This window comes from Zunongwangia pacifica, assembly GCF_023499215.1.
Taxonomy (GTDB): domain Bacteria; phylum Bacteroidota; class Bacteroidia; order Flavobacteriales; family Flavobacteriaceae; genus Zunongwangia; species Zunongwangia pacifica.
In genome coordinates this window covers 174,603-199,272 of record NZ_JAKHSK010000003.1, presented here as the reverse complement: position 1 = coordinate 199,272, position 24,670 = coordinate 174,603, and the positions used below count along the sequence as shown (strand labels likewise).

The 24,670-nt window shown below is 35.6% G+C and carries 21 protein-coding genes and 1 riboswitch; of the genes, 10 read left to right on the top strand and 11 right to left on the bottom strand.

Going from position 1 to position 24,670, the window contains the following annotated elements:
- Nucleotides 1-6: 6 nt before the first annotated feature.
- A complete protein-coding gene (locus L1967_RS03555) occupies nucleotides 7-1,437 on the bottom strand; it encodes an N-acetylmuramoyl-L-alanine amidase (RefSeq protein WP_249600347.1) in 1,431 nt (476 codons plus the stop codon).
- The gene (locus tag L1967_RS03550) at nucleotides 1,438-1,821 is read right to left on the bottom strand and encodes a BlaI/MecI/CopY family transcriptional regulator (RefSeq protein WP_338063510.1); all 384 of its coding nucleotides are present in this window, start codon (nucleotides 1,819-1,821) and stop codon (nucleotides 1,438-1,440) included.
- 270 nt (nucleotides 1,822-2,091) lie between these two features.
- Between L1967_RS03550 and L1967_RS03545 the strand changes: the two genes are divergently transcribed.
- Nucleotides 2,092-2,820: a carboxypeptidase-like regulatory domain-containing protein gene (locus tag L1967_RS03545; protein ID WP_249600345.1), complete on the top strand. Its 729-nt coding sequence runs from the start codon at nucleotides 2,092-2,094 to the stop codon at nucleotides 2,818-2,820.
- An 82-nt stretch (nucleotides 2,821-2,902) separates the two neighbouring features.
- Here the strand turns inward: L1967_RS03545 and L1967_RS03540 are convergent, their stop codons facing one another.
- The 3 genes from L1967_RS03540 to epsC form a co-directional block, all read right to left on the bottom strand.
- Nucleotides 2,903-4,417, bottom strand: coding sequence for a DEAD/DEAH box helicase (locus tag L1967_RS03540; RefSeq protein WP_249600344.1), 1,515 nt, complete (start codon nucleotides 4,415-4,417; stop codon nucleotides 2,903-2,905).
- Between the two features lie 95 nt (nucleotides 4,418-4,512).
- On the bottom strand, nucleotides 4,513-5,400 hold the full coding sequence (gene cysM, locus L1967_RS03535; protein ID WP_249600343.1) for a cysteine synthase CysM: 888 nt from the start codon (nucleotides 5,398-5,400) through the stop codon (nucleotides 4,513-4,515).
- Nucleotides 5,393-6,187: a serine O-acetyltransferase EpsC gene (gene epsC / locus L1967_RS03530; protein ID WP_249600342.1), complete on the bottom strand. Its 795-nt coding sequence runs from the start codon at nucleotides 6,185-6,187 to the stop codon at nucleotides 5,393-5,395. Before epsC ends, cysM begins: the two co-directional genes overlap by 8 nt.
- A 194-nt stretch (nucleotides 6,188-6,381) precedes the next feature.
- Here epsC and L1967_RS03525 point away from each other — a divergent pair, with 194 nt between their 5' ends.
- The 4 genes from L1967_RS03525 (at nucleotide 6,382) to L1967_RS03510 (ending at nucleotide 12,483) form a co-directional block, all read left to right on the top strand.
- Nucleotides 6,382-7,575, top strand: a complete 1,194-nt coding sequence (locus tag L1967_RS03525) for an MFS transporter (protein WP_249600341.1) — start codon at nucleotides 6,382-6,384, stop codon at nucleotides 7,573-7,575.
- A 166-nt stretch (nucleotides 7,576-7,741) separates the two neighbouring features.
- On the top strand, nucleotides 7,742-9,568 hold the full coding sequence (locus L1967_RS03520) for a Xaa-Pro dipeptidyl-peptidase (protein ID WP_249600340.1): 1,827 nt from the start codon (nucleotides 7,742-7,744) through the stop codon (nucleotides 9,566-9,568).
- Between the two features lie 147 nt (nucleotides 9,569-9,715).
- Nucleotides 9,716-11,587 carry a mucoidy inhibitor MuiA family protein gene (locus L1967_RS03515; RefSeq protein WP_249600339.1) on the top strand — a complete coding sequence of 624 codons (1,872 nt, stop codon included), beginning with the start codon at nucleotides 9,716-9,718 and terminating at the stop codon, nucleotides 11,585-11,587.
- Between the two features lie 248 nt (nucleotides 11,588-11,835).
- Nucleotides 11,836-12,483: a helix-turn-helix domain-containing protein gene (locus L1967_RS03510; RefSeq protein WP_249600338.1), complete on the top strand. Its 648-nt coding sequence runs from the start codon at nucleotides 11,836-11,838 to the stop codon at nucleotides 12,481-12,483.
- Between the two features lie 258 nt (nucleotides 12,484-12,741).
- On the opposite strand, the gene L1967_RS03505 is transcribed toward L1967_RS03510, so the two are convergent.
- From L1967_RS03505 to L1967_RS03490, 4 genes are read right to left on the bottom strand one after another with little or no spacing between them, the layout of a single operon-like run.
- Nucleotides 12,742-13,368 carry a DUF4252 domain-containing protein gene (locus tag L1967_RS03505; RefSeq protein ID WP_249600337.1) on the bottom strand — a complete coding sequence of 209 codons (627 nt, stop codon included), beginning with the start codon at nucleotides 13,366-13,368 and terminating at the stop codon, nucleotides 12,742-12,744.
- 5 nt (nucleotides 13,369-13,373) lie between these two features.
- Nucleotides 13,374-13,904, bottom strand: coding sequence for a DUF4252 domain-containing protein (locus L1967_RS03500; protein WP_249600336.1), 531 nt, complete (start codon nucleotides 13,902-13,904; stop codon nucleotides 13,374-13,376).
- Nucleotides 13,905-13,913: 9 nt separating this feature from the next.
- Nucleotides 13,914-14,375: a hypothetical protein gene (locus L1967_RS03495; RefSeq protein WP_249600335.1), complete on the bottom strand. Its 462-nt coding sequence runs from the start codon at nucleotides 14,373-14,375 to the stop codon at nucleotides 13,914-13,916.
- Entirely contained in the window at nucleotides 14,362-14,871 is a 510-nt protein-coding gene (locus L1967_RS03490) for an RNA polymerase sigma factor (RefSeq protein ID WP_249600334.1), read from the bottom strand. Before L1967_RS03490 ends, L1967_RS03495 begins: the two co-directional genes overlap by 14 nt.
- Nucleotides 14,872-15,011: 140 nt before the next feature.
- Between L1967_RS03490 and L1967_RS03485 the strand changes: the two genes are divergently transcribed.
- Nucleotides 15,012-16,451, top strand: a complete 1,440-nt coding sequence (locus L1967_RS03485; RefSeq protein WP_249600333.1) for a S41 family peptidase — start codon at nucleotides 15,012-15,014, stop codon at nucleotides 16,449-16,451.
- Nucleotides 16,452-16,620: 169 nt separating this feature from the next.
- Here L1967_RS03485 and L1967_RS03480 read toward each other — a convergent pair whose 3' ends face one another.
- Together L1967_RS03480 and L1967_RS03475 are read right to left on the bottom strand one after the other, a co-directional pair.
- On the bottom strand, nucleotides 16,621-17,682 hold the full coding sequence (locus L1967_RS03480) for a YncE family protein (RefSeq protein ID WP_249600332.1): 1,062 nt from the start codon (nucleotides 17,680-17,682) through the stop codon (nucleotides 16,621-16,623).
- A 16-nt stretch (nucleotides 17,683-17,698) separates the two neighbouring features.
- Nucleotides 17,699-19,534 carry a TonB-dependent receptor plug domain-containing protein gene (locus L1967_RS03475; RefSeq protein WP_249600331.1) on the bottom strand — a complete coding sequence of 612 codons (1,836 nt, stop codon included), beginning with the start codon at nucleotides 19,532-19,534 and terminating at the stop codon, nucleotides 17,699-17,701.
- 31 nt (nucleotides 19,535-19,565) lie between these two features.
- Nucleotides 19,566-19,825: riboswitch (cobalamin riboswitch) on the bottom strand.
- Nucleotides 19,826-19,894: 69 nt separating this feature from the next.
- Here L1967_RS03475 and L1967_RS03470 point away from each other — a divergent pair.
- The 4 genes from L1967_RS03470 to L1967_RS03455 all read left to right on the top strand — a co-directional run bounded on the left by L1967_RS03470 (nucleotide 19,895) and on the right by L1967_RS03455 (nucleotide 24,595).
- Nucleotides 19,895-21,034, top strand: a complete 1,140-nt coding sequence (locus L1967_RS03470) for an ABC transporter substrate-binding protein (RefSeq protein ID WP_249600330.1) — start codon at nucleotides 19,895-19,897, stop codon at nucleotides 21,032-21,034.
- Nucleotides 21,034-22,065: an iron ABC transporter permease gene (locus L1967_RS03465; RefSeq protein ID WP_249600329.1), complete on the top strand. Its 1,032-nt coding sequence runs from the start codon at nucleotides 21,034-21,036 to the stop codon at nucleotides 22,063-22,065. Before L1967_RS03470 ends, L1967_RS03465 begins: the two co-directional genes overlap by 1 nt.
- A gap of 1 nt (nucleotide 22,066) precedes the next feature.
- Nucleotides 22,067-22,867, top strand: coding sequence for an ABC transporter ATP-binding protein (locus tag L1967_RS03460; protein WP_249600328.1), 801 nt, complete (start codon nucleotides 22,067-22,069; stop codon nucleotides 22,865-22,867).
- Between the two features lie 300 nt (nucleotides 22,868-23,167).
- A complete protein-coding gene (locus tag L1967_RS03455; RefSeq protein WP_249600327.1) occupies nucleotides 23,168-24,595 on the top strand; it encodes a DNA recombination protein RmuC in 1,428 nt (475 codons plus the stop codon).
- Nucleotides 24,596-24,670: the final 75 nt, after the last annotated feature.

The following is a 24,670-nucleotide window of genomic DNA, read 5'->3' as shown; positions in this document are numbered from 1 at the left end:
CTAATGTTATCGATTTACAGCAATGGTTTTCAAGCTTTTAAAAAGATTTCTTGCGATTTCTTCCTGACCTACTTTAGAATTTAAATAATTTAAATTTTCGTTATTCGCAAGATCCCCCACTTCTAACAATATGGAAGGTTTTGTACCTTGTAAGATTATAAATTTTGCTTCATTAATTTTTGAAGCCTTATTCTGAAAAATGGCAACCAAATCTGCAGCAATTTCTTTAGATTCTGCAGCACTACTGCTCTCTGGATTATAAAATCCCTGAACTCCATGTCTGTCTCTGGCACTCAGGTGCAAACTTAGCAAAAGGTCTGCATCACTGGTCTTCGCGATTTCTAAGCGCTGGTTTAGATCTATAAATTCATCTTTATCTCTAAGTAGTCGAATTTCTACCTTGCGATCACTTAATTTTTCTAATGCCAAAGCTAATTTTAAATTGATATCTTTTTCTAGAATTCCGTGCCGAAGATTTCCCGGGTCTATCCCGCCATGCCCGGCGTCTAAAAGCACCACAAATTTAGGATCACTCTTTTCTGCGGCAAAAGAGCTGAAAACTAATACTGAAGCAAATAAAATTAATGCTGAAAATAGATTTAATAATAATTTCGGTTTTGATGGATGATGTTTGTAAATCATGGTAATTCGTTTTTTGGTATTGATAAAACTAAATGAACTGGCCAGGCTGGTTTGTTTCGCCCGGCAAAAATTAAATATCGTTGATGCATAATCGTTTCTTTCAAAGCCTTGTTTTAAAACTGCTTCATCTGCTAGAAATTCATGATTTTGAATAATTTCTTTTTTTAAAAACCATAATGCAGGATTAAACCAGAAGAAGCATAGCAAAACTTCAACAAATAATAGATCTACGGAATGAAATTGATCTGCATGGGCTTTCTCGTGGGTTAAAATATATTCTAGGGTTGTTTCATTTTTTTCATCCTCAATAAAAATATAGTTGAAAAAGCTAAAAGATTCGTCGTTGTTGATCGAAAAACTAAGCTGATATTTCCCTTGTTTTTCGAAATTTGAAGCCTTTATTTTTCTATAGACAAGCGATAAATTCCAGGCAAAGCGTAAGATGAAAACAGCCGTTATTAGCCAGAAAAAGATCGGTAAGATGTTTAATGAATTCGGTTTATTTTCTTCGGAAGGAATTAAAGTTTTTTCGCTACCTAAATCATTTGATGATGCACTTTTCAATTCTCCTGAATGTTCTGCGAATATTTCTTCAGCATTAAAATCAAAATTTATGGGTGGTAGATTACTTTCAAATAAGTTTGAGATAGGCAGTAAAGGAGCGCTTAAGCCTCCTACCAAAATAAGCAGTAAAAAGAATCTGCTAAATTGATGATTTTTAGTTTTAACAAAAGCTAGATAAATGAAGTAGCACAAGCTTAAACTAAGAATACTTATTATTGAATATGCGATCATTTACTGCTGCTTTTTATCTTTTATTTTTTTCTGAAGAATACTTTCTAACTCTCTAAGTTCTTCTAAGCTTAAATCTGAATTCTTTGTAAAAAACGAAGCGAATTGAGAACTCGAATTATTGAAAAATCCAGAAACAATCTCTTTAAAATGATTTTTAAAGTATTCGGTTTTGGTGATTTTGGGATAATATTCTTTATCACGCCCATATTTTTCAAAACCTATATATCCTTTCTTAACCATCCTCGAGATCAATGTTGAAATCGTAGTGTAAGCTGGTGCCGGATCTGGAAATTGATCTACAATATCTTTAAGAAATCCCTTCTCAATAGCCCAAAGGTATTTCATGATTTGTAATTCAGATTTAGAGAATTGTTTTATTACCACATTAGTAGTTTTTACACTACAAATGTAGTAATAAAATTTAATAATTAGTTAGTCTTGGAAAATATTCGTCGTTGAATCATTTTAATTACTCAAATTTTAGGTTTAATCCAATAATCTTACAAACCACAACGTTATAGAAATTCATCCATCATCCCTTCCATGATTATTATACCAAAGTATACAAAGCTTCTTAAGATTTATAGCTACAGAGATTTTGAAAGTATCGAATCCAGATATAGAATTTTCAAGAAAAACTATAAAAAGATTAAAATGAAGTATGTTTTTTGGCTATTGATCTTTATTAGCGTTTCTGCAAATGCGCAAAAAGTTACTGGATACGTTTATGAGAGCGAGGGAATCGTTCCTAATTTTAAAGTAGAAAATAAATCGAAAGGCTTTTTTGTGGAAACAAACCAGGATGGTAAGTTTTCAATTTCTGCTGCTAGAGGCGACAGCATCCGTTTTTCCTCTATCGCTTACGACACCTATAGTTTTGTAGTAGAACAAAAGCATTTTGAAGAAACCATAGTAGTCGAATTAAAAACGAATAGTCTGGAAGAAGTAAAACTTACCGGCGGTAAAATTTTTAAGACCCCGGTAGCGCAATTGGATGATCAATTATTTAAAGGTATACAAAATGATATTGCTAGAAACCCGATGTCCTACAGGCCAGGCAATGGCAACTTACTTGAAATACCCCGTTATTTCGCCCGACTCTTATTCCCGAAGAAAAAGAAAGAGCAAGTAAACACCAAAGCAACCTATCCATTAAGATTTGAACAGTTTGAAGCCATTTTTAAAAACGACGAGCTTTTCAATGTAGAATTCTTAACGAATGAACTTAAAATTCCGCAAGAATACCATACTATGTTCTTTAATTTTCTGGAAACCAAAGAGTATACCTCAGCACTATTGGAAGAAAACCACACCTTAGACTTCATTGAAAAATTACAGGAATCTGCCAGAGAATACCGGGAAGAAGTAATTTCTAACCAGTAAAATAAAACCAAAAAACCTCAAATATTAAAAAGCAAAACCCCTCGAAAATCGAAGGGTTTTTATTGATTTTATTTAAAACTGACTAAAATTCTTTATTAATAGCCATTCTTAATTTTCTGGAATAATCTTCTTCTAACCAATCGCGGTAATTCTTGGTACTTTTAGAAATACAATAAGAGTATTGCTTAATTCTGGAAGAAATATCATCCTTTAATTCTTTTGCTAAAATACGCGCATCAAATACATCTTCGCTATTTTCTACACACATTTTTACATGTTGTTCCATAGACCATTCTAAAACCGCTTTCGATTTAAGTCCGCGTTTAATTACATCATCATAGGCCGCTTCAACATCAAAATCTACTTTATCAGAATTTGCGAATTGCTGACGTAATTCGGGGGGCATTTCATATTTAAATTCACGCTCTATTTCTTCGTCGCTTAATAGATTTTCAAAATAGAAATCTGGCGAACGGAAAATTTGTTTCCAATCTACAGGAGCGCTCCAATGCCCAAAACGTGCCATATTATTACCAAGATCGATCACGTTAAATTCCTTTTTACCCGGTAACACACGAGATCCACGACCGATCATCTGGAAATACAGGGTTAAAGATTTTGTCGCACGATTAAGAATAATAGTATCTACTGTAGGCTCATCAAACCCGGTAGTTAAGATACTTACCGATGTTACAATCGCATCTGGCGTATGCTTAAACCACTTTAAAATTTCCTTACGATCCTGCTTGCTCGTGGTATTATCTAAATGTCTTATATTATAGCCCGCCTGTTTAAAAGTATAGTAAACCTCTACAGACGTATTAATACCATTATTGAAAATAAGGGTCTTCTTCCCCTTAGATCGCTCTAAATAGGCATTTAAAAGCTTCTCCTGCATCGACATGTTCGTATAAAGCTCTTCTGAAGATTTTACGGTATAATCCCCGTTCATCCCTACCTTTAATGCCGATAAGCCTACGTTGTAGCTATAGATATTGGCACGGGCAAGGAAACCTTTTTCAATTAAAGATGAAATAGAATCACCAACGATCAATTCGCGGTAATTATCCTTCATTGGTAATTTTATGTTCGAGCTAAGCGGAGTTGCAGTTACTCCCAGGATAAAGCATTTTTCGAAAAACTTAAAAAGTTTTCTAAAACTGTTATAATGCGCCTCATCAATAATAACCATCCCAATGTCTTCAAGATCAAGTTTATCATCATGTAGACGGTTATTTAGAGTTTCTACCATCGCCACAAAGCACATGTAGTCGTGCTGATCTGGTAGCTCCTTTACTTTACTATTAATAATTTTATTCTTAACCCCAAAATCGGTAAGCATTTTATTGGTTTGCTTACAAAGCTCGATACGGTGGGTAAGGATAAGCACTTTCTTTTCGGTACGCTGAATATATTCCCTTACGATTTCAGAAAAGATTACCGTTTTTCCTCCACCAGTAGGCAACTGATATAAAAGATTATAATGTTCTGGATGTTCATCTATAACACTAAAAATCTTATCAATATCATTCTGCTGGTAGCCATAAAGTTGCTTATCTACCTTCTTCTCGCTAATTCCTAAATCTGAAACTTCCATATACCCTGTTTTAATCTGCAATTTTGCAAAAATAGCGCATTTTTCAGGTTTATAGAAATTATATGCCCAGAAATCGATATTTGAAGTATAAAACTTTAATTTTCAAACAAATCTGAAGATAAATAACGATCACCACGGTCGCAAATTATGCTCACCACTACTCCTTCTTCTAAAGAATCGCATAATTTTATGGCAGCCGCGGTCGCCCCACCACTACTCATTCCTGCAAAAATTCCTTCTTCTTTTGCCAGGCGTTTAGTCATTTCCCGGGCTTCAGCTTCGCTAACTTCGATTACCTGATCTACTTTACTTTCATCGAATATCCTGGGAAGGTAAGCTTTTGGCCATTTTCTAATACCGGGAATACTGCTATCATCAGTGGGCTGTACCCCTACAATCTGAATATTTTTATTTTGTTCTTTTAAATAGGTTGAAGTTCCCATAATGGTACCGGTAGTTCCCATACTCGAAACAAAATGTGTTACCTTATGCTCCGTATCTTCCCAAATTTCGGGTCCCGTGGTTTTATAATGTGCTTTCCAGTTATCATCATTACTAAACTGGTTAAACATAAAGTAACCCTCGTTTTCAACTTTAGCTTCAGCATAATCCCTACTTCCTTCAATTCCATCTTCCGCCTTGGTCAAAGTTACTTTTGCTCCGTAAGCTCGCATGGTTTGTACACGTTCTTTGGTAGCATTTTCTGGCATTACCAATTCTATGTTCAACTTAAACATAGCCGCAATCATCGCTAAAGCAATTCCTGTATTTCCGCTGGTTGCCTCAATAAGCCTGGTATCTTCATTGATTTCACCACGATCCAAAGCACTTTTAATCATGTTATATGCGGCACGATCTTTTACACTGCCACCGGGATTTTGCCCTTCGAGCTTAAAATATAATTTTACTTTCGGGTTTTTAACCAGTGTTCTGGCTTCTACTAATGGTGTATTTCCTATTAATCTGAATATCGATTTACTCATGTTGAGCTGTATTTTTAATGTTGATTTGTGGGGTATGAGAAACCATGGAATTGGCAGGAACAGATTTGGTTAACCAAACATTCCCACCTATCACACTATTCGCCCCAATTACTGTTTCGCCGCCAAGTATGGTGGCATTGGCATATATCGTCACATTATCTTCTATAGTCGGATGACGTTTTAATTTTCGCAAATTTCGATCTACGTATAAGGCACCAAGCGTAACTCCCTGATATATTTTTACATTGTCTTTAATAATCGCGGTTTCTCCAATGACCACTCCTGTGGCGTGATCTATAAAAAACGGAACTCCGATTTTTGCTCCGGGATTAATATCGGTACCTGTTATGTTATGCGCACATTCGGTCATTAATCTGGGTACCAGTGGTAATCCAAATTTGTAAAATTCGTGACTTAATCTATAGATAGCGATGGCAAAAAAACCGGGGTATGAGAGACAAACTTCTTCTACAGAATTTGCTGCAGGATCATTATCGGCAATGGCCTGTGCATCTGCATTTAATTTTTGAAGAATTTCGGGAAGTTTTTCTATGTATTCTTCCCAAATATTTCGGCAGGGAGTATTAGGTTTCCAGCAAACAAGATCGGCCAGTGTTTCAAACTCCTTTCCTAACTTCTTCAGATTCTCTTCTACTTCAGTATCTTCATCAAATAGGGTATAAAACAAATGCCTGGTAAAAGCTTCGGTTCTTTCTTTAATCTCAAATTTAAGATTCGGTAATTTTTTATGCTTTTTTATCTCTTTAATTACGGTATCCAGATTCATTTGTGTGTTACTATTTATTCCAAAAATATGAATTACGATTGCAATAGTCGGGCGAATATATTAATGCTTTCAGTTTATCCTATGGGATTTGTTGGGTTATGTGCTAAACTACTCTATCTTTTTTAAGCAGAAAAGAAAATCCTCGCTGTTTTAACTTCGAAGTTCTAAATTCTATATTTGTAAAAACCACAAATTTGAAAGATTTCTATCGGTTTATAATTTCCAATTTTAAAAAATTAAGTTTTGGATGGATTTTAACTTTCCTTTCCAGCTTTGGACAAACCTTTCTTATTTCGCTATACGTTCCTGAAATTATAAAAGCTTTTTCAATTTCAGAAGGTACTTTTGGTGCTATTTACGCGGGTTGTACGGTTACAGCTTCTATCCTTATGCTAAGTCTTGGCCATACCGTAGATCATAAACCTGCTAAAACCGTTACCGCTTTTAGTATTAGCGGACTTGCTGTTGCCAGCATTCTGCTTGGATGTAGTTATCATTTTGTCGTTTTAATCCTTGCCATTATTATGCTCCGCCTTTTTGGGCAGGGTTTGCTTAGCCATATAAGCATGACGTTGATCTCAAAAATTTTCGATAAAAACCGGGGAAAGGCATTGAGTTTTTCATCATTAGGCTTTTCTATTGGCGAAGCAATATTACCCATCTTAATCACAACGATCATAAGCTTTTACAACTGGAGGATTGCAGCGATATGTAGCGGGATTTTACTGCTTTTCTATTTAATAAAGCTGAAATTCACGAATTTGAAGCATTTTGATGAACAGCTCATTAAAATAAAGGGAAAATCAGCAAAAAAAATTGCTCGTAATTATAAAGAAATCATCTTCAACCGAAAATTCGGAATTTTGATGCCGGCTGTTTTCGCGGTAAGTTTTATTAATACTGCCGTATTTTTCTATCAATATATTTTTGTGGAAGAAAAACAGTGGTCTGCCACCCTCTATGCTTCATTTTTTACTGCTTACGCGATCACCAGACTCGTATTTTCGCTGTTTGGTGGCGTTTGGGTAGATAAATACACCGCTAAAAAGCTGTTCCGGTTTTATCTGATTCCTCTTAATATTGGTCTTTTACCTTTTGCTTTTATGGATAGTATTATGGGGGCATTGGCTTTTTTGATCCTGGCAGGAATAACAACAGGAATTTCGGGTACGGTAAAAACGGCTATCATTGCTGAAATGTACGGTACTAAAAACCTGGGAGCAATTAGAAGTATATTCACCATGTTTATGGTCGTAAGTACTGCTTTGGGACCTTTAATAGTGGGCTTTTTAATTGATCATAATTTTACGGTTTCCCAAATTCTTTTATTGCTTGCCAGCCTGCTAATCTGTGTGGTTCTTAATTCGCAACGAATAAGCAAACTCTAGCCAACCCAAATAAACTCCCTAAGGTCAAGCCCAATAAGCATATATCGAAAACTTGCTTTTTATTTCAAAATATCCAGATTGTTATCGGGACGGGTATTCCCTTATGCGGTACCAATAAACCTAAATGTTTATATTTATCACAAATCTCACTTAATCAATTTAAAGAATGATAAAAAAAACAAACGCAATTTTCTGGATAGCCTGCTTTATCACAAGCATTACACTGGCCCAAGAAAAAGTAAAACCTATTTTTGAAAACGGAGAAGCACAGATTGTACCTGAATTTGAGGATCCCTCAAAATGGATAAGACATGACCTTTGGGTGGAAACCGAATTTGATACCGATGGCGACGGCAAGCCAGATCGTATGCATGTAGACGTTACCCGGCCGGAACAAACCGAAACCCAGGGATTAAAACTTCCAATTATTTATGAATCAAGTCCTTATTATGCCGGTACTGCCGGTTTGGGCGAAGGTATTTTTTGGAATGTAAATCAGGAGCTTGGAGAAACCCCTAAAGAGCGTGTTCATCCTGAAGTAGTGAGACGAGGTGAACGACCAGTTATTTCGAATTCCCAAGTCGGAACATGGGTACCTCGCGGTTATATCGTAGTCCACTCTTCTTCTCCCGGGACAGGATTATCTGATGGTTCGCCTACCGTTGGCGGCGATAATGAATCTCTTGCTCCAAAAGCGGTAATCGACTGGTTAAATGGCCGTGCAAAAGGATATACCGAGCGTACAGGTGATGAAGAAGTAAAAGCCTACTGGTCTACCGGGAAAGTTGGAATGACCGGAACTTCCTATAACGGAACCATTCCACTTGCTGCAGCCACCACCGGAGTTGATGGACTGGAAGCTATAATTCCGGTAGCGCCAAATACCTCATACTATCATTATTATCGGTCTAACGGACTGGTAAGATCGCCTGGTGGTTATCTAGGTGAAGATATTGATGTGCTGTATGACTTTATACATAGTGGCGACGAATCGAAAAGAGCCTATGCTAACAAAACCGTTCGTGATACTGAAATGAGAAATAACCTGGATCGAATTACCGGTGATTATAACGATTTTTGGGCTGGTCGTGATTATCTAAATGATATGAAGCCTATGAAAGCGGCTTTACTTATGTCTCACGGCTTTAATGATTGGAATGTAATGCCAGAGCATAGCTACCGCATTTATAAAAAAGCTGAAGAAATGGGATTACCAACCCAGATCTATTATCACCAGAACGGGCACGGCGGGCCACCACCTTTACGAATGATGAATCGTTGGTTTACACATTATTTATTCGGAATTGACAATGGCGTAGAAGAGGATCCCAAAGCATGGATTGTTAGAGAAAATGACAATCCTCAAGAACCAACGCCTTACCCTAATTACCCAAATCCGGAAGCAAAAGAGGTTACCTTGTACTTAAGCAAAGGGGCTCCAAAAACCGGAGGTCTTAACATCGAAAAGCAAAATAATCAGGGTAAAGAAACCTTAGTCGATAATTATTCATTTAGTGGTGAAACCCTGGCGCAAGCTGAATATACAGATCATCGTTTACTTTTTGTAACCCCGCCTTTAAAAGAAGAGGTGCATCTTTCAGGAATTTCAACCATAAAAATAAAATTAGCGAGCAGTAAACCTGCGGCGAACCTTTCTGTTTGGATGGTCGCTTTACCGTGGACAGAAGGTCGAAATACAAAAATAACAGATAATATTATTACCCGAGGTTGGGCAGATCCTCAAAATTACAAGTCTATTACAGAGAGTGAACCCTTAAAACCAGGTAAATTTTATGAACTGAGTTTTGATCTGATCCCAGACGATCAAATTATTCCAAAAGGACAGCAAATTGGATTAATGATTTTCTCTAGTGATAAAAACTTTACCTTACACCCAGAACCCGGAACTGAACTCACCATAGATTTGGATGAAACGTCTATCAATATTCCTGTTGTTGGTGGTGAAGCAGCTTTAAAAAAAGCCATAGAATAATAGGTTTTAAAATGACCCAAAATCGGCCGGAACTTTTCCGGCCTTTTTTTAAGCAAAACCTAACTTATAGGTAAAAATGTTTTAGCCAGAACAGTTAGCCTTTGCTTATTTTATTATCTTTAGATAAGTCTATACACTTATCATATTATGAAAATCATCAATCTCTTACTTCTGGCTTTTCTAGCTATTCCGCTTACTGCACAAAATAATAATGAAAAAGAAATCACTACCAACGTCAACGACGTAACTGTTTTTCTGGAAGGAGCCCAGGTTTCCAGGAAAAAGAATGTTACTGTTGACCATGGAATTTCTATCTTAAAATTCACCAACCTCTCTCCCTTTATCGATGCTAAAAGCGTTCAGGTTAAGGCTGAAGGAAATATCACGGTACTTTCAGTAAATCATCAACAAAACTTTTTAAATGAATTACAGAAGTCTTCAGAATTAGAAAGCTTTGAAAACAAAATGAGTGAAATAAACCGAAAACTAGAAACAGAAAATACCTATTTGTCTATTATTCGGGAACAAATCGCTTTTCTACAGGAAAACCGTGATATTGGCGGAAAAAACCAGCAGGTTAATGTTTCTAATTTGCAACAGGCAGCTGAATTCTACGGAAAAAAATTAACCGAGCTTAAATTGAGTGAAGTGGAACGCGTGAGAACTATTGAAAAATTAGTTGAAGAAAAGACCAAAATCGAAAACCAGATAAATACCATTAGTAGTAAAAAGGAATATCCCAACGGTGAAATCTTAGTAAAAATCGATGCTAAACAAAAAACCTCTTTCCCTATTGAACTTAGTTATCTTGTGGCAAATGCAGGTTGGTTCCCTTCTTACGATATTAGGGCTAAAAACATTAATGAACCTATTAATCTGGTGTATAAAGCCAATGTAAAACAGGATACTAAAGTTGATTGGAAAAATGTAAAACTTAAATTTTCTTCAGCAAATCCTAATACTTCGGGAATGGCTCCCAAATTAAAAACCTATTATTTAGGTTATAACACTTTACCGCCATCTTATAACCTGGCAAATAATGCGGTTAGTGGTAAAGTTGTAGATAGAGATGGAAATCCTTTACCAGGGACAAGTGTGATGGTTAAAGGAACTACTATTGGTACCGTAACCGACTTTGATGGGTATTACTCTATCACTATACCTAATGAGGAAAGCAGATTAAGTTTTTCATTTGTAGGTTTCGAAACTCAGGACATACAAGCTAATGGAGGTACCATAAATGTCATGTTAAATGAAGATGTGAGCGCGCTGGATGAAGTGGTTGTAGTAGGATACGGAAAAAGTGATAAAAATATAAGCCGGGCACTGGCAGGAAAAGTTGCCGGGCTTTCTGTAGGTGCTAAAAAGAAAAACGAAAGTATTCCTGTTCCCAGTGTTCAAAAAGAGAATCAAACCACGATAGATTTTGAAATTGAAATGCCTTATACCATTAATTCAGACAACAAAAATTATGTGGTTGAAATGACAACTTACGAGTTGCCGGCACAATACCAGTATTATGCGGTTCCTAAAATTCAAAAAGACGCCTTTTTAATCGCTAATATTAATAACTGGGAACAATATAATCTTTTGGAGGGTGAAGCCAATATCTTCTTTGAAGGTACCTACATTGGTAAATCTTTAATGGATGTAAGATATATTACCGATACGCTGGAAATTTCTTTAGGTATCGATAAGAAAGTATCGGTAAATCGCCAAAAAATCCAAGACTTTACCGAAAAGCAATTTATAGGGAATAAAAAAGTGGAAATTAGAGAATGGGAAATTTCAGTAAAAAACAATAAAAATGAGCCTATAAATATGATTATACTGGATCAGGTGCCAGTGGCCACTTCCGAAGATATTTCTCTGGAAATCGAAAATATTTCTAACGGAAAATTGACTAAAGAAAATGGTGAGGTGCAATGGAATTTTAGCCTTGATCCCACTCAGGAAATAAAACTCAATTTAAAATATGCTGCGAAATATGCGAAAAACAGAAATTTGATTTTAGAATAATTAAAAACTACTGGAGACTTTTGTTATAGAAATGATCAATTAGATTTTATTGATCTACCGTGAGAGTAGATGTAAAAAAAACAAAAAGCTTATAGCTAAATTACCAGAAATGAAAAATTTGTCGTGAACATCACATAAATATGGCAGTAAAATGTCGTTAAAATGACCGGCGGTTTCGTGATTTTGACTGGTACATTTGTACACAGATATTCTAGTTAAAATGTTATTAATCAAAAATCGAACAATTTATGGAAAATCAAAATTTATTAAACCGCATTAAAAATTTTAGAATCCAAAAAGGCTTTTCTCAGGAAACACTGGCAGAACATTCGGGATTAAGTGTTCGCACTATACAGCGTATGGAAAACAGTGATAGTATGCCAAATGCCGATTCTCTTAAAAAAGTATCAGTGGCTTTTGGAATTTCTATTGAAGAATTATCTAAAAACACCAGGGCTATTTACGATTTACAGTACCTTAAAGCCCTAAACCTCTCTGCACTATCTACACTAATTTTTGCTTTTTGGTGGGGAAGTACAAATCCAATAATTCTTATTTTAAGTTGTTTTGTTCCGGCGATCATGTGGGTTTGGAAAAAAGACCAGATCGAAGGAATAGATACAATTTCCAAGACCATTATAAATACAAAGCTTACCTGGGGTATTTTCGCTTTTGCACTGACCACATTTATTTATATGGTTTTCACTCCCCATATATTACCATTAATAAACCGACTCTTTCAGAGTAATATTGAAAGTTTCCATACACCATATAGCAACAATTATATTTTGGGCAGCATTATTGTATTAAATGCATTTCTTGTGTTAAGTAACACCTTTAGGATTCACTCCAAACAAAAATTACGATCTTTTATAAAAATCAATATTATTAGATAAACTCTCTTTGGGAAAACTATATCCATAAGTTCGATTGTTATTGGCGTTTTGGGCCATTGAGTGAATCTTCATTGAAATTTGTATCGAAATGTTACCAAAATAGAAGTTTCGATATAAAATTTTCAGAAAAATTTCACTCAGCTTCCGGAATTTTCATAAATCGAACTCAGGTTATAAGGGATGTAATCTCGATTATCGAATAAAAAAGGGAATGCCGCGGCATTCCCTTTCTCTTCAACTTAATTAAATTACAACAAACTAATTTCCTTTAGATACGGTATCTACTTTTACATCGATAGAGATACCAGATTTCACCTCTGTAGAATCTTTGGTGATTTTGACATGGCTGGAGTCTCCACCAATCATTTCGGCAAAGCCTTTTAGGCCTTCTGCATTAATATCTTCAGCGTCCAAGGATTTTACAAGTTCCATAATTTTTTGAGGATTCATATCCTTTCCTAAAATCCTGGCTACTCCCATTCCGCGTTCGGTATCATATCCAAAAGCGACAATTTCGTCTATCGCATCTTCTTCTCCAGTAAAATAAAGCGCTCCCTTTCTATCATTGCTTCCGTATTTCATTAGCAACTGATATTTATCATTACTAAGGATTTCTTCTAATTCAGCTTTTTCAGCATCAAAAGATTCATTTTCTGCCTTTAAAGGATAAGCAAGTACATTTATTTTACGAACACTTTCTAATGTTTTACGCTGCTCTGGCTCTAAATGATCTGTATTAGCAAAAAGACTGGTAGGAATATCTAAAGAAATAAATTTACTGTCATCCTGATTTTCTACATAATACTTTTGTAGGGTCTTTTCCTTACTACACGCTAACATTAAAAGACTTATTCCTATAAAACCGATGGTTTTGATGATTTTCATAATTCTTAGTTTTTAGATTTTGCGTTTTTTAATTGATCTGCTCCCGGAACATTAAGATCTGAAGTTAATTTTGATAACTGTGTAAGATCAATTTGCCCGGTAATTCTTAAAATTACAGAGATTGGCTCACCTCCTTCGTCACCATCCATAAACATTAACAACTCTTTTACGATATCATCGTTTTTCCCGTCTGACTTTGAGTAAAATTTGATGTTTTTCCCAGAGTCTTTAATTCGCATTAACTCGTCTAAAGAGCCTTTATTTAAATAGGCTTCAAAATCTTTAGACATCTGGCTTCTAATAGAAGATGCGTTTGTTTTGTACAATCGTATCTCGCTAAGATTTTCGATCATATCCATGTATTTTTTAGCTTCAGGATCTCCTTCGCTAAGATCTACCTTAGATAACATTTTAAACATCTTGCTGGTCATGACCATTGCATCGACGTCTTTCATATTTTCATACTTGGCAAAATCCTGTGATTGCGCCAAAAACGGAGCCATAAAAAGGACTATAATTATTACTATTCGTTTCATTTTTCTTTGTTATTTGTTGTTGATTATTTTCTGTGTAGGGTTACTAAACTCTTTTAAATACTTTAAATCTTCTTTTCCTTCATTCATTAATTTTGAAATCATCTGAAGGGTTTGCTTTGTTTGTTGATACGCCATTTCTTCTTCGGTTAACTGACCTAAGTTTTCTGAATTTAAACCAGCATCCTGATTTTTAAAGAAAAATATACTGAAGATCAAAGCGATCATCGCTGCCGCGTACATCCAGGATTGTGGTTTTAGCTTTGTTTTTTTCTTTTTTGTTTTTAACTGAGGGATAACTTCTAAAGTTTCCTTTCTGTTAAAAGCTGAAAAACCAAACATTAATTGATAAGCTTTATGTCGCTGTGCAACCTGGCCACTATCAAAATACTCCTGTAGCTCCTGTTCTTCAGCAAGGCTTGTTTTAGCAGCATCATACTTTTTTAAAAGCATGTCTATTCTATCCAATTCCATAGCTATGTTGTTTTATAAGACTTTCTTTAATTTTTTTTCTTGCACGGGAAAGCGCTACTCTTACCGCCGTATTTTTCATATTCATGATCTTACAAATCTCTTCGAATTCGTATTGCTCTACATCTCTTAACTGAAAAATAGCCTGCTGTTGTTCGGGTAATGTTTTTAAAATTTCGGTAATCCACTGCATTTCATCTTTCAGTTCAAGTTGTCGTTGTCCAGAGATTTCGTTATTATCATAATTTGTATGTACAATCCTAAGATTATTGTTTTGCTTAAGCTTTAACTGATCGTAACAATAATTCTTGGTAACCGTCATAGCAAACGCTTCCACGTTGGCATAATCATTGATTTTTTCTTGTTGGTTCCAAAGCTTTATGATCACATCCTGAGTAGCATCTTGCGCCGCTTCTTTAGAGGTGAGCAATCTTAGGGCCAAACGATAAATCTTATCCTTAAAAGGGTTGATGATATTTAAGAATTTTTGTTCTTTCATTTAATTGATGGTTGGTTTTTTACTACCCTTTCATCTTTACGACGGACGACAATTTATTTTGTTACAAAACTTTTTTAATTTATTTGTTTTGTCCCTACTTTAGCTTTTTTTAACAATAACTTTAAATGAAACGCATGAAAATGAAAAGATTACTACTATTCACATTCCTTTGTGGTGGTTTATTGATGTCCTGTGCCGATGATATGGATGATGAAGTAAGAGATGCCAGCTATATGGAAATCGCCGATTTCATTTATAGAGGTATGAATGAGATCTATCTTTATAAAGCTGACGTACCCCAATTAGCGGATAATTATTTTTCAGATGAAGATGCTTACAAAGACTATCTGGCCAGTATGGATAGCCCTGAAGATCTATTTGATGATTTAACGGTGGCTTTGGACCGATTTAGCTTTATAACAGACGATTACATAGAATTAGAAAATAGTTTTAACGGAATTTCAAAATCTACAGGTGTCGATTATAGATTATATCTTTTTTCGGGTTCAAACGATATTTTTGGAGTTGTACGTTATATAATTCCAGGTAGTAACGCTGAAGGCACTGCTATTGAAAGAGGTGATTTATTTACCAGAATTAACGGAGAGTCTCTAAATACAAGTAATTATGCTTCGTTGCTATCCAGCCCATCGGTGACGTTTTCTTTAGCGCAATTAAATGGCAACACTGTTGAGGAAACCGGAGAAGAAGTTACCATAGCTAATACAGAGATTACCGAAAACCCAATTCTAATTCAAAAAGTGATCGAAATAGACGGTAAAAAAATTGGGTATTTAATGTACAATAGTTTTGTTGCCGATTTTGATGGGGAGCTAAATGATGCTTTTGGTTATTTTAAAGCTGAAAATATTGATAATCTCGTTTTAGACCTAAGGTACAATGGCGGTGGCCGTGTAAGTTCAGCTACGCGTTTAGCCAGTATGATTACAGGATCAAATACCGGTGAAATTTTTGCCAAACAACGATGGAATGAAAGCTATCAAAATTACTTTTTAGCAACCGATCCAGATGGTTTATTCGATTATTTTACAGATCATATTGATAATAATGTGGCCATCAATAAATTAAACCTAAATAATTTATACGTTATAGGCACTTCCAGTACGGCATCGGCCAGTGAATTAGTGATTAACGGCTTAAAACCCTATATAAACGTAACGACCATTGGTACCAGAACAACCGGTAAATCTCAAGCTTCGGTAACCTTGTATGATGGGGAAAATTTTGCTAGAAAAAATGCAAATCCTAATCATAAATATGCGATACAGCCTTTGGTATATGAATCTGTAAATGCCAATGATATTGTGGTGCCCTATGAGGGAATTGTGCCTGATATTAAAATTGAAGAAGAGTTAGATAGTTTTGGAACTCTGGGTGACCCGTCTGAACCACTTTTAGCTGCTGCCATTAGTGCCATCACAGGAAAAGCACAAAAACAATCTTTTGCATCTAAAAGAATGCAAATAAATTATAAGGAATTTAAAGAGCGTAATGCTTTAAAACCTAATTATAAAAGAATGTATATCGATGAATTACCTAGCTTAAACTTAAGAAATTAAAAATACCTTCTTTTTTAAAAATTAAAAGCCCCGGAAATCCGGGGCTTTTTCATAGGTGATCGTATCTTATTAGCTTTCGCTAAATATCGATACTATTTTAAAACGAAAACTTTTTTATCTAATTTCCTTTGGAATATTAAAGTTTTCTAAAGATTGGGTACAAAAAAGGCTAGTCGTTAAAATAGAAACTGTTGGGTATTAACCCAACGATAAATTCATGCATCACATCTCCAGATAAAGAGTATACTCTTACTGCACCTCCTGAAACATAATCTTTAGCATCTCCTGTCCAAATCATATCACCTTCAACATCAAACGCATAAAGTGTTGTTACTTCATCCAGACTAAATAAACTGGCATCAGGAAATTCAGTAGCATTCTCAGCCATTGTATAAACTGCTGATTCTACAGTAAAATAAATCATATTATCTTCGATTACCAGATTTTTAGCACTTGTAATTTCTTCTGGGAAATTTATAGTGTTAATTTCTTCATTCGTATTTAAATCGAATACCTGAAGCTGAGTTTTAGATAAAACATAAAGATGATCATCTTCAATTTCAAAAGAATTTAAACCGGCATTAGTAGTAAATGTATAGCTTATAGAATTAGTGGCCGGATCAAAAACATGAATTGAATTTCCATTACCAAAAGAAGATCCCTGTACATAAATAAGACCATCTTCTTCATCAACATCGTCAAGATAAGTACCTGCAACGATAGTTTTCTCTACTTCTAACGTTTCCAGGTCGATTACCGCAATAAAGTCATCCTCTCCAGTATTAAAATCTGCAAGGTTAGAAACATAAGCTTTTCCGTTATATGCCACTCCGTAATAAGGAACATTTAAACCGCTATCCACAACTCCCTTATATTCGAAAGTCTCGCGATCCACTACAGTAATTATATTGGAAGCATTAGAGATAATATAGGCTAAATCTCCATCAAAAAAAATAGACTGTAAATAACCACCTAGTTCCAAATCAGGGTTTACTGTTTTAAAAATACTATTTTCTACAGCACTTAAATCTTCATTTAAGAACGAAACAGATCCTGCAGCCATGTTCCCTTCATTTAAAACAAATACACCGTCTTCATAAGGCTGATTTTCTGGTTCTTCCGTAGGTTCTTCATTATCATTACTACTGTCGACAATAAAATCATCATCACTGCTACACGAGCCAAAAAATAAAGAAGTCGCAACGACTCCCAAGGCTAAAAATTTGTTCATTTTCATTGGTTGAGTATTAAAATTTAAAATTCAGATATATATTAAAATTAACTCCCGGCATCCACCGGTTTTCTACATTTTGATATTCGGTATTAAATAGGTTGTTTACTTTCACGCCCAACTGCCAGTTCCTTTGCTTATCCATAGCATAGGAAAGTCCCAGATTGGTTAAAAAATAACTCGAAAGTTCATCACTATGATCGGTTCTTGTAAACACCTTTCCGGTATATAAAAACTGAAGGGATGGTGTAAAACGATTAATTTGATACGTAATATTTCCATTCAGTTTATGGAACGGAACATAAATTAATTGTCGGTTAGTTTTATCGTTTTCTGAAACGTTATAGGCATAGTTAAAATTGGCACTTAAAATTTGATCTTCAGTCAGCTTTTTTTGCCAGTTGATGTAAGATTCGATGCCATAGATCTCCACTTTATCTTCGTTACCTGGTCGCCAAACACCATCTGCTCCCGGTAACCAGCGAATCATATCTTCTACCTGATTGTAAAAAAATGTAAGTCCTAATTCGAAATTTGCAATATTGAAAATACTTCCGATTTCTGTCTGATCTGAAGTTTCCGGGTTTAAATCTGGATTCCCCGATGAGGCCCAGTACAAATCGTTATAGGTTGGAACCCTAAAATTTCTGGAAGCATTAAATTTTAAGGTGTAAAGATCACTAAACTCATAATTGGCGCCAAAAGAATATAAAAGCGGACTATCATAGTTATCGGTAGCTTCCTTACGCAAACCCATTTCATATTGAAATTTATCATTAAGCGCATGTTTTATTAAAATTGCTGCTGAAAATATATTTCGATCATTTTCAGCAATGCTACTCCCCTCTCCTTCTGTATACGTATTTTGGATCACCGCATTTAGCAGGATATCCTTTGAAGCTTTATAGGCCAAATCGTATTTCCCAATGTAACTATGGGCATTTCCGAGGGTAAAATTATCACTTTCGATATTTCCGTAATATTGATATTCTTCTTGTATAAATGCAAATCTGGTTATTTGGGTAAAATTGGAAAATTCACTATTCCATTCTACCAAATTGCGATAAGACCGATCGATGTATTTGGTACGATTTTCTGAAGCCCGAATTAGTGAAAAATGACGCTCTCCATCATAGAGCTCACTAATAAGTTTAAGCGTATTTTTAGCATTAAAGCGATACCCCAGCGTCACATTTGCTGAATTATTATAAAAAGCTCCATTTAGGTTTTTACCAAGATCATTGGGATAATCGTAATCATTATCACTGCTATTTCTGGAAATTGCTAAATTTAGGCTCCAGTTATTTTGGGCAGTTTTAAAGTTGTAACGTGCATCGAGTGTATTAAAACTCCCATAGCGCAGTAAAAGATGATGATCCTGTTGTTTTTTGAATGATAAGGTATTATTAAGATGAATGCTTCCACCAATGGCTCCGGTACCATAAACCACACTTCCGCCCCCGCCACGAACCGAAATTTGATCGTACGCACCACTATTTACCGTGTTAAAGTCAATTTGCCCATTAAATTGGGAATTGATGTTAATCCCGTTCCAAATCACCGCGGTTTGTGAAGCTGATGTTCCTCTGAACGAAGGAGAAGAAACCATCCCAAGTCCGTTTTCCTTAAAATAAATTGGGGTATTAAAATTTAAAACCTCGGTAAGTAAAGGATTATTAAAGGTAAGCAGAGAATCTGAAAGTTGCGTAACATGCTGCCCGGTCGAAAACTTTTCCAGTTTTTCGTCACTTAGCATCACGGTATCTAAAACCGTAATTTTTCCCGATTGAGAATATAGTTTAGACCCAAAAAGCCCTAAGGCTACTAGTAAAAAAAGTAGTTGTTTGTTCATTTGCCAGCGACTTTTATCCCGAAAGTCAATCCGTTTTTAATTATCTCTGGCAGGTCTCCTGGCTAGCGTCCTGTAAATTACCTTCCCATCTATATAAAGACAGTGGTTTTTGAAGTTTTTTACAAGCATTCCCAATTGGGAACAAAGCTTACAGTTGCGGGAACAGCTCAGGTTTAATGAAAAGAAGATTTAAATAAACTACACCTATTTTGTAGTGCTAACTTCTAATCTTCTAACTTTTCCTGATTCCCTTTTAATCGGTATTACCGAACCAAAATTTCGATGCGAAAATAATCATTTCTTATAGGAAAGCAGCTTAATTTCTAAATAATATTACTTTTGAAGTCAAATTAAACACTTGTGAAAAAAATCGGAATTCTTTATATTTTTCTTTTAAGTCTGTCTTGTAAACGTGCTGAAGAGTCCAAAACTTCAGCCAAAAATCCAGCAGGAAAAGAAATTACTATCGAATATGCGCATGGTTTTTCCATAACCAAATTTAAGGATTACAGCATCATCGAAGTCAATTCTCCCTGGCCAGAAGCCGAAAAAATCTTTACCTATCTGCTGGCTAAAAAAGAGGCTCAAATTCCTAAAAATTTAGCTTTCGATCAAAAAGTGACCATTCCGGTTCAAAAAATTGTGGTGACGTCCACAACCCATATTCCGGCTTTAGAAGCTTTAAATGAAACCAGGACTTTAAAAGGTTTCCCGGGTTTAGATTATATCTCTTCAGTAAAAACCCGAAATTTAATCGATTCCGGAGCCATAAAAGAAGTTGGAAAAAACGAAAACTTAAATACTGAAGTTTTAATCGACCTTCAACCAGATGTTGTAATAGGATTTGCTATTAATGCTGATAATAAAAGTTTTAGCACCATTCAAAAAACCGGAATCCCGGTAATTTATAATGGCGAATGGACCGAATCTTCAGCACTTGGAAAAGCCGAATGGATCAAATTTTTCGGCGCACTTTACGACAAATCCAAAACTGCAGATTCGATTTTTAATGATATTGAAAGCAATTATAATTCGGCTAAAAAACTGGCGCAAACTGTCGAAAATAAGCCGACCGTGCTTAGTGGTTCTATGTTTAACGACCAGTGGTATGTGCCTTACGGAAATAGCTGGCAGGCGCAAATGATCCAGGATGCTAATGCAGCATATCTTTGGGCAGATACCAAAGGTTCCGGGAGTCTTTCCCTCTCATTCGAATCGGTTTTGGATAAAGCCCAAAATGCCGATTTTTGGATCAGTACCGGGCAGTTCACCTCGTATTCAGGAATCTTAGAACAATCACAGCATTATTCACAATTTAAAGCCGTACAGGATAAAAAAGTATATTCGGTAAGTATGAGCAAAGGAGCAACAGGGGGCGTGATTTTTTACGAATTGGGCCCAAATCGTCCCGATCTTATTCTTAAAGATCTTATTTCGATATTTCATCCACAGCTTTTAGAAAACTATAACCCTACATTTTTTAAAGCCTTAAACGATTAATGCAGCAAACAGGAAAATATGCCTCGATATTGGTGATTTTGGGTCTGGTATTACTCGCCCTAACATTACTTAATATTAGTCTGGGATCTGTACATATTCCTTTCAAGGATATTTTTTCCTCCCTTTTTAACGCTGAAGTTTCCAAAGAAACCTATAGCTACATCATTTTAGATTACCGACTTCCCAAGGCATTTACCGCAATAATAGCCGGATCTGGACTGGCCATTAGCGGTTTATTAATGCAAACCATGTTTAGAAATCCACTTGCCGGGCCTTATGTTCTGGGCTTAAGCAGCGGGGCGAGTTTGGGGGTTGCTATCGTAATTATGGGTGCTACTTTAATTGGTGGCCCTTTTGTTGCTTTGGCACTATCTAAATGGACGTTGGTGATTGCATCGAGTTTAGGCAGTTTAATAGTGCTTTTTGCGGTGGTTTTGGCCTCGGTACGTTTACGCGATACCATGGCTATTTTAATTGTGGGGTTAATGTTTGCCAGTTTAACCGGAGCAGTGGTAAGCATACTAAGCTATTTTAGCCCGGCAGCACAGCTACAACAATATATCTTCTGGTCGTTTGGAAGTCTTGGTGACCTTTCGTGGACAGAAGTTGGTATTCTTGGTATTTTTTGGTTTTTAGGAATCAGTTTGGCGGTTTTTAGCATAAAAAATTTAAACAGCTTATTGCTTGGCGAAGAATATGCACGTAGTTTGGGGGTTAATATTGGCAGAAACCGAATGCTCATTATCCTTGCTACCAGCTTACTGGCAGGAAGTATTACCGCTTTTTGCGGGCCTATCGCTTTTATAGGTTTGGCAGTACCACATTTAATTCGGCAGGTTTTACCGGTAAACAATCATCTTATTTTATTACCGGCAGTCATTTTAGGCGGAGCGATTTTAATGCTTATCTGTGATATTGTATCGCAATTACCGGGAATGGAATTTACCTTACCCATAAATGCAATAACATCGATAATCGGTGCTCCCGTGGTGATTTGGTTATTGATTAGAAAACAAAAATTTCTGTTTTAAAATGAAGCCAAATTTTCAAAATATCAACCTAAAAACATCGAATCTTGAGATTGGTTATCAGGATAAAAGAGGTATAAAATCGATTGCTAAAAATATTAATATTGAAGCCCATACTTCAGAATTAATAGCGGTGATTGGTGTAAATGGCATCGGAAAATCAACTTTATTACGCAGCATTTCGGGTATTCAGCAGCCCATTTCAGGAACTATTGAAATTGAAGGTCAAAACCTGCGCGAAATGAATGATTTGCAACGAGCCTCGCAAATTAGCCTAGTGCTTACCAATCAGCCAATCTCCAAGAACCTTAGCGTTTTTGAATTAATCGCACTTGGTCGCCAGCCTTATACCAATTGGCTGGGAAAACTCTCTAAAATTGATATTGAAAAAATTGAAAATGCTATTGCACTGACTTCCATTCAACCGCTAAAAGACCGCAAATGTTATGAACTTAGCGACGGACAGTTGCAACGTGTTTTAATTGCCAGAGCAATCGCCCAGGATACGCCTATAATCATCTTGGATGAGCCTACCACACATCTGGATATGTACCACAAAGCTTATGTGGTAAAACTACTCCAGAAACTCGCAAAGCAGACTGGAAAAACAATTATTTTTGCTTCTCACGAGGTTAATTTAGCAATCCAGATTTGCGACAAAATCATTTTGATGCATCCTGAAGAAACGCAAATTAATACACCAAATCATCTAATTTCTACTGGTGCTTTTCAGGATTTATTCCCAAAAGATCTAATCCATTTTGATGAAATTTCAGGAGCTTTTCGTATCAAAAACAAGGAATAAAATCCGGTAAAAAAAGGAGCTTATTTTTATGGTTATAAATGATTACGTCATTCCGGACTTGATCCGGAATCTCATATTTTAAACTACCTTGATGAGACCCTGAATCAAGCTCGCCTCCCGGACGGGCAGGTTTAGATTAACGTCTTTTTGTGGTAAAATTTCAATATAAATTTGCATTAATTCTGGATTAAAAATACCCATAAAATAGCAATATGATGTCAGCAAAAATCAGCTCTGTTTCTTAACGTTTTCAGGGTTTAAAAAACTTATGATTATATTTGAAACAAACCCACTTAGTACATGGATCAAATTTTGCCGTTTTTAGTTGTTTTTATCATCGCTTTAGCCTTAGGATTCTTTCTTGGCAGCCTTATTTCAGGATTAAAATCGAAGAATGAACTGACGATTCAGGAAGAGAAAAAAAATCAACTATTACTTGAAATAGAAAAACTTAAAAATCTGGAAAACAGAAATTTAAATGAATACAAAGCAACCACAGAAAACATTAAAAACGACCTGCTAATAAAATTAGCAGAGGTAAAAAACGAACGTGAAGAGCTTCGAAAGGAAAAAGAGTTCTTTAAAAACGAACTTACCCGAAAAAATGCCGATTATGAACACCTTTTAGAACGCCAAAATGAGCAGAAAAAAGAGCTTGAAAACTTACAGGAAAAATTCAGCATTCAGTTTGAAAATCTAGCCAATAAAATTCTCGAAAATAAGTCCGAAAAATTCACCAATTTAAACAAAGAAAATATTCAGAATATCCTCTCACCCCTTCAGGAAAAAATCCAGCTTTTCGAAAAGAAAATAGAGGAAGGTCAAAAAGAAAGTATCGACCGGCATGCGATGCTTCGGGAACAAATTATAGGCTTAAAAGACCTGAACTTACAAATGAGCAAAGAAGCTAGTAATCTTACCAAAGCTTTAAAGGGAGATACAAAAATGCAAGGAAACTGGGGAGAGATGGTTTTAGAACGGGTTTTGGAAAAAAGCGGTTTGCAAAAAGACCGTGAATATAGCATACAACAATCTTTTACTACTGAAGATGGAAAACGTGTTTTACCCGATGTGATTATTCACCTTCCTGGCGATAAAAAAATGATCATTGATTCTAAAGTTTCTCTAAACGCTTACGAACGCTATGTGAACGAAACCGAAGAAAATGAAAAACCGGTGCATCTTAAAAATCACCTTATCGCCCTTCGAAATCGAATCAATGAACTCAGCCATAAAAACTACCATCAATTATATGATGTAGGAAGCCCTGATTTTGTACTGCTCTTTATCCCGATTGAGGCTGCTTTTGCGGTAGCTTCAAACAATTACCCTAATTTGTACAGCGACGCTTTTGATAAGAATATCATTTTAGTGACCCCCACAACGCTTTTAGCGGTACTTAGAACGATTGATAGTATGTGGCAAAACGAAAAGCAAAAACAAAATGCTATTGAAATTGCTACACAAGCCGGAAAATTATATGACCAGTTTACCAATCTAACCGATGAACTATTAAAAGTGGGAAAACAATTAGGTACGGTACAAAATAGTTATGATGGCGCGATGAAGAAACTTACCGGCAAAGGGAATTTGATCGCTAAAGTAGAGAAACTAAAAAGATTAGGTGCTAAAGCTAGCAAACAGGTTGATGCCGATCTTGTTAAAAAATCGCAAATTATGATTGAAGAAAACACTAATAATTTTGATAAATCTGGCGATACGGCATAATTTAGCTAAATTCACACTTTAAGTAAACTACCTCTGGGCAAGCCTCGGAGCATTTAATCTCGATTATCGAGTAAT